The organism is Streptomyces spongiae (assembly GCF_009377185.1).
GTDB lineage: Bacteria > Actinomycetota > Actinomycetes > Streptomycetales > Streptomycetaceae > Streptomyces > Streptomyces spongiae.
The window spans coordinates 1-7,257 of sequence record NZ_VJZC01000508.1 but is presented as its reverse complement, the minus strand read 5'-3'; the positions used below and the strand labels follow the sequence as shown (position 1 = coordinate 7,257).

The 7,257-nt window shown below is 73.3% G+C and carries 1 protein-coding gene and 1 pseudogene; both read left to right on the top strand.

Annotated elements, in window-relative coordinates:
• The coding region (locus FNH08_RS51195) for a toxin glutamine deamidase domain-containing protein (protein ID WP_194238785.1) at window positions 1–5,390 on the top strand (5,390 nt) is incomplete at its 5' end.
• A gap of 220 nt (window positions 5,391–5,610) precedes the next feature.
• Window positions 5,611–7,257 (top strand): annotated as a pseudogene (locus FNH08_RS39840) (hypothetical protein); the annotation flags it as partial.

Sequence of the window (7,257 nt, the reverse complement as noted above, 5' to 3'; positions counted from 1 at the left end):
CCGCTCACCTGCGGCCGGCGCACCCGCCCTCCCAGGCCCCGATCGGACTCACCGCGACGCGCGACACCGTCAGGGACCTGGAGCGGCGCTGGCCCGCCGACCGGACGCTCACCGTCACGATCGACGGCACCACGGCGACGGCCGCCGACGTGATGCCCCTCGTCCTGGAGCGGATCGGCGCCGACGGCCGGGCGGGTGAGGTCGCCGTGCCCAAGCCGAAGGTCAAGGTCATGGCCGGAGGCAAGAGGCAGAAGGTGCTGTTCACCTTCCAGGGCGACGACGGTCCCGTCACCGTGAGCCGTGAGATACGCGTCGAGTCGGCCCAGTCGGCGGCCTCGTCCTCGACCGCCCCGCCCGAGCCGGCCGGTGTGCAAGGGCCCTTGTTCGAGCCCGGGGTCACGCCCGCGGCCAACCAGCGGACGCTGGAGGTGGGCCGGAAGGTCGGATCGCTCCTGGAGGACATCGTCGAGGGCCCCGTCGTGCTCACGGGCGGCGCCCAGGTCGGTCTGCGCTTCGGCAGCCCGCGCCCGATCGAGGACCTGGGCTTCCGGCTCGACACCCCGTCCGTGCGGGAGTACGAGGACGCCGTCAACCAGGCGCTGGCCCGGCACTTCCCGAGCCCGGCCGGCTCCCCGCCGAACGTGCTGCGAGCCGGCGCCCGGGACCCGCGCGCGCTCAGCGGCACCATCGACGGCGTCGACGTCACCGTCGGCCCCGACGGCGGCATCCACGGCGACACGGCGGAGGTCCAGGACCACACGGTCCCGTCGGTCGTCGACTCCGCGGTCGACACGGCGTACGCGCTGGCCGTCGCCACGAACCAACAGCAGCGGGCCGCGGCCCTGTTCGACCTGGTGTGGACGCTGGGCGCGAACCCGGGCCTGGAGGCGACGCTCGCCGAGGAACTGGTGAGGCGGCGCGGCGCCGAGTACGCCGCCGGGCCCCCGACCGGGGGTCGGAGTGACCTGACCGCGCAGTTCAGCCAGGTGCTGGGCGGGCTGATCGGCAGCAAGGCCGCCCGCGAGGGGCTGTCGGCACAGTGGCAGGCCTTCGGCGCCACACCGGAGGACGCCCCACGCCTGCGCGATGCCCTCGTGGACCTCGCCGACGTCTTCCGGGTCGGTCCCGGCCCGTTCCGCGCGCTGATCCTGACGGCGGGCAACTTCAGCGGCGACATGTTCGCCATCGCGACCGCCCTCACGCTCAACCCGCGCCTGCATCTCGGCGTGCTCACGGGCCCGCGCCACTCCGACCAGGTCGGCCCCTTCATCCGCAGGACCCTCACGGCCCCGGTGCACGCGCGGTACGACGACGCGGTGGCGCGACTCGAGGCGGACACCGGCCTGTCGCGGGCGGAACGCGCGGCCGAGTTGGCCCGGCTCACCGCCCGGCGGGACGCCGAACTGCGGGCCCAGGAGGAGCGTGTCCACGTCCTCCACACCGACGAACCGCACAGCACGTACACCCAGGTCGCCAACGGCTACCAGGCACTCTCCTACACCGACACGATCCCCCCGGTGCCTCCCGGGCTGCGCAGCGCGCGGCTGCAGAAGCCGACGGCGTACGCCACGAGCGAGGTGGCGAACCTGTGGCGCGGCAAGGGACGCGAGCGGGCCGAACTGCGTGCCGCCTGGGGCCTGGACTCCCCCCGTACCGAGGACGTGCGGCGCTTCCTCGCGTCCCGTGGAGTGCCGGAGAGCGGCCCTCACGTGGTCCTGTGGTCACGGCTGGGCAGCCGGCAGGAGGGCGAGGCGCATCCGCAGCACGACAGCAGCACCGAGGGGCTGCGCCAGATCATCGACCGGCTGCCGCCCACCACGAACGTGATCATCGCGGGCGACAGCGCCCGCAACGGAGCCCTGCGGCGACTGGCCGACAGTTACGACAACGTGCACGACCTCACGGAGTTCTGGAACGACGACGACTGGCGGCAGTCGTTCCCCGACGGGACGCGCGAGGACCAGCTCCAGGTCTTCGACCACCTCGCACTGGCCTCCGACGGCGACCTCAAGCACCTGGACTTCGGCGGCGACCTCAAGCACCTGGGGTTCCGCAGCGGCAACCTGGAGGCGTACGCCCTCATCGGGCACCAGGTCCGCTATCTGGAGGAGACCGGGAACCGCCAGGCCAAGCGGATGCAGACCTGGCACGCTCCGGCCATCGGCTACCAGCGGATCACCTTGAACAAGGTGCCGACCCTCGCCGGGCAGTGGGTGGTCGCCAACGCCGCCGTGACGGGGAACGAGGCTCCGGTCCCGTGGTGGAGCGACCTGGACGGACCGGACGAGGCGTCCCGCGCACAACGCAAGACCGAGGCGCTCGCCGAGTTCGGCATCAAGAACGACCGCTCACAGCGCGGCTTCGCGCCGCTGGACCTCGGTGTCATCGGGACGTACCTCGGCTTCTCCGGGCCGCCGGGCGAGGTGTGGACGCCGCAGGAGCTGGCCGGGGTCGCGCACGAGGTGCACGGCGAGGTCATGGGCGGCTTCGAGGAGGTGCCCGGACCCGGGGAAGCGGCGGACCTGCGGTTGTGTGTGGCACTGGTCGAGGGGGTCCGGAACCGTCGCTTCCCCGGGCGGCCGGGCGGTGGCGCGCGGTCGGGCAGGGCGCTGGGTGACGAGGCCGTGGGTACGGGGCGTGTCACGGACCGACTCGGGCTCGGCGCCGACTTCACCCGGGTGGGCTCCTGGGACGCGGTGACGGACGCCCTGGCCGCGAAGGGCCCCGGCAGCATGGCTCTCGTCCTGACCCGCAGCACCTCCGGGCCGGGGCACGCCCTCGCGGTGTACTACCCGCGTTACGCGCCGGGCGAGGTGGACGCCGGTCCGGTGTGGGTGGACATGTCGCAGGACGGGGTGCGTCTGCTGCCGGGTGAGCCGGAGTTCGCGCCGGTGGAGGCGCGGGCCCTGGTCGTGGATGCCACGGGTGAGGTCGACGCGGGAGTGCTCGGCCGCTTCCGGGAGTCGTCCTCGACGCAGCACGCGGTGCTCGATGGCGGGGTCGACCCGCGGTACGGGGCGTCGCCGCTCCGGCGGTCGGGGAACCGTCCGGGGGCCAACGGTCCCGACTCGGGCTCGGACATGGACATCTCCGAGTCGGAGTCCGAGTCCGAGCCGGACTCCGGCTCCGACATGGACGTGGACGTATCGCCGTCGGCCCCTTCGGCGGAAGCCCGCGCCGAGGAGAACATGATGATCATGCAGCCCGGATACGCGTCCGGCGACCAGTTCGGCATCTCGGCCTCGCTGATCCACAATCCGAACCTGCACGTTCTCATCGCCCGCGGACCGGCACCCGGCACTCCCGGCCACGAGCCCGTCAAGGACAAGTCGCGGGCCATCGCCGACTTCTACGTCCGCACCGGGATCGACCCCGGTCGTATCCACTTCGTGGACGTCCCGGCGATGGACACCCGGACCGTCTGGCCGGAGCTGAACCGTGAGGCCGCCCGTATCGCCCGGGAGGACTGGGGAATCGACCAGACCTACCGGGAGATGGCCGAGGAGGGACGTCTGTGGACCGTCACGGCCGGCACCGACTACGTCGCGGAGGTCTTCTCGGAGGAACTGCGGGACGATCTGCGCGCCAACTGGGGACTGGGGCAGCACCACGACCGGGAGATCGCTGCCTGGCTGGCGGATCGGGGAATCCAGCTCCCGCCGTCCGACGGGAAGGTCCTGGTGCTGTGGTCCCGTTTCAGCGGCAAGGCCGCGCAGTGGGCCGAACTGCGCGGACGGATGGAGCACGACACCAGCTTCCAGGGGGTCCGTCAGATCCTGCGGGACGTGGCCGGGGAGTACGACGCGGTGATCATCACGGGAGACCCGGACGACCAGGGCAAATGGGGCCGGCTCGTGGCGGAGATGCGCGACGAACTGGGCATCGACACGATCCACGAGGTCACCGGCTTCTGGAAGCCCACCGGTCAGGGGCAGGCCGGTCAGGGTCAGGGACAGGCCGCCGCTCAGGGACAGGTCGCCGGTCAGGGACAGGTCGCGGGACAGGGGCAGGCCGCCGACCCGAAGCTGGCCGCGTGGGGCGGTGACACCCGCAACGGCCAGTTCCGGCTCTACGACTACCTCGACCGCCACCACGGTCTGCAGCATCTCGGCTTCCGTTCCGGGAACCTGGAGGCCGTCGCGCTGATCGGTCACGAGGTCCGCTACCTGGAGGAGTCGGGGGCGAGCGGAGCCTCCCGTATGAGGGCATGGCACGACACCGGTGGCGGATTCACCTCCGCGGGGGGCATGGCGCCCGGGTACGAGCGCGTCCTGGTGTCGGAACCGCCCACCGCGTCGGGCAGGTACGCCAAGCGGTTCGACAAGGATGGGCCCCAGGAGGGGCAGTACGAGCCCCCGGCCCCCGGCGCCTGGTGGCGGTGGCCCAAGCCCGTCGAGGTCTACGGCGAGGAACGTGGCTTCAGCTACGACGACCTGGGCACGATCCGCGAGGAACTGGAGCTGCCGGAGCGTCCCGAGGGCCAGGGTGAGCACGCGTTCCACGTGGACCGGATCCGTCACGTACGGCGGAAGTACGAGGCGGTGCGGGACGCCATACGGCGGTATCCGAGGGACGAACAGATCGAGGCGACCCTGGTGTGGCTGGACGGGGTCTTCGCGACCTCGCCGGACACGTACAACCGTGGTGCCCGGCAGCTGTACGACGACATCGTCACCCAGATTCTTCCGCGGCTGCCGGAGGTCTGGCGCTACCACCGGTGGCAGCTGTGGAACGAGGCGTCCGTCCAGGCCGCGCGCGGGCAGGGGTCCCGGCCGGCGAACGGCGAGGTCACCGGCCTCGCCCTCGGCGGTGTCCCGCTCCGGGTGCACGACGTGCCCGGCGACGGCGACAGGTTCGCCGAGGCGCTGGTGCGCGCCCTGCGGGACGGCGCGCCGCACCTGGTGTCGGAGAACCGCCTGGCCGCCGCCCTGGCGGGTCCGGACGGCCCCGCCGCGCTGCACCTCTGGGCCGAGCACCGGCTCGGCGCCCCCGACGCGGCGGACAAGGCCCCCCTGCTCGCCGGACCCGACTGGCTGGGCGGCCGGCCGGAACCGTCCGTCGCCGAACTCACCGCCGCCGGGATCACGCCCGACCTCGGCCAGGCCCAGAACACCTTCGCGGTGCTCACCGGGCAGTCGATGACGGCCGCCGACATCAGGCTCACCCTGCCGCAGCGCTACCGGCTGTTGCACCAGGGCCCCGGCGGCGGGCACCTCACCGAGACCGCCGCCGTACTGGTCGCGGAGGAACTCGGCATCAGGCTCACCATCGTCGAACCGGGCGGTGTCGTACGGACGTTCGGACCCGCGACCGGGCCCGTCGTCGTGCTGGCGTACGTCGACGGTGTCCACTACCCGGCCGCCGCCTCGACCCGGGCTGATCCGTCGTGAGCGCGCAGTGCGAAACTGCCTTCAGCACAAGGAAGTTGACGATGCATCCGGAGACGATGTTGGTTGATCTCCCGGTCACCCCCTCTCCATCTTCAGTCCGTAGAGTCTCGGCCTCGGCCTTGGCCGACCCCCGTCTGGTGACCGAAGGGCACATGAGCGAGAACCCGAACCGACCCGGAATGCCGGGCAGCGGATCGAAGCGGTCGGCCGGGAGCCGGAAGTGAGCCGCTGGGGTGGCGCCTTCGGCCGGCGTCGCGGTGGCAGACCCTCGCCCTCGACGGGGCGCGAGCGGGCCGGCGCGGAGCCCCGTGACGAGGGAGCGACCGAGGCGATCCTCGTCGAGGACTACGAGGGCCTGCTGCTGCTCCGTTCCCCCTCGGACGACACACTGAGCCCGTCCGACATCGCCGACCTGGCCCGCGGCCAGCGCTCGGACGACGGGACCGTGACGGTGATCGCGGGCACCGAGAGCGCGGCGGCCGACGCCTTCTGGCCCCGGCTGAGCGAACTGCTCGACTCCCTGCGTGACTCGGGCACCGAGAGCGTGCGCCTGGTCATGGCCGGCGCCGGTCACGACCGCGAGGAACGGCCCGCCACGGCGCGGCGCATCGCGGACGCCTGGGGGCTGGAGGTGCGGGCCCCCGACGGGCCGCCCCTCCTCGTGCCGGGCGGTTCGCTCTTCGTGCCCGCCGTCCCCGTGGGGCCGGGAGCCGACGGGGGCTGGTGGCGGTTCGCCCCGGGGGCGAAGCCGGAGCCGCAGGGGCCTCGCAGCCCTGCGCCACCGTGGCAGACCGCGCTGAACAGGGTGCCCGCGGGCACGGACGGCGGATGCGTGGTGGAACAGATCCCGGCCGGGCTGCTGGTGCGGCCCGCCGAGGCCGCCGCGACCCGGGCGGGGGACCTGTACCACTCCGTGCCGGTCGATCCCCGGCGGCCGGCGGTGGTGGTCGGCGTTCCGTACGGCGAGGACGTCGCGGCGGAGGAGGTAGCCGACGTGCTCACCGCGCTCCCGGAGGCTGCCAGGTCCGCCGTACGGCTCGTGCCGGGCGGTCGGCGTGACCTGCTGTCCCTGGCCCAGTCGGTGTCCGACCGGCTGGGTGCCGAGGTGGAGCTGATGACGGGGCTGCCGCTCATCGCCGCGGGTCGCCCGCTGGGGACGTACTCCGTGAGGTCCGTAATGGTCGGGGCCGACGGTACGCCCCAGTGGCTGCCCTTCGTGGACGCCGTCATGTGCCTGCCGGCCCGGGGTGCCGAACGGCCTCCGGCTCCCCGTCTGCTCCGCTGGACCTCGCCGCTGCCGGGCTCCACCCGGCCGGAGGAGGCCGTGGTCGGCCTGTCCGACCAGTGGCAGGTGACGGTCACCAGGGCGGGTTTGTGGGTCGGCTCGCGTGGCGGCCCTCCTCTGTCCCACTCGGCCCGTCAGGTGAGTGCGGCCGGCCCGCTCGTCGAGGTCGGCGTCCCGGGTGAGCGGCTGGACGCCTCACTGTGGCCCGCGCTGTCGAACCTGCTGGGCGCCCTGGCGCCCGACCTGCGCGAACGCGCGACCTTACATGTCCACGGTGTCCCCCTCGACGGCGGCGGCGAACTACGCCGCCTGGCCGCACGACACGGCCTCCGCACCATCCGCTTCGCGCCGCCGGCGCCCCCGCCCAGGACCCCGGCCCGGCCCGGGACACCCGAGCCGGCCGGGAAGCCGGGCCACGCGGACGACCTGGAGGAGAACGGAGGGCCACGTACGGCGGCGGAGCCGAAGACCGGAGGTCTTCCGGGCAGAGTCGCCCGCACGCCGAAAGCCGAAACGCCTCCCGCCCAGCCGCAGTCACACCCGCTGCCCGGGCCGGGGGCGCTGGGGGGCGGGCGCCTGGAG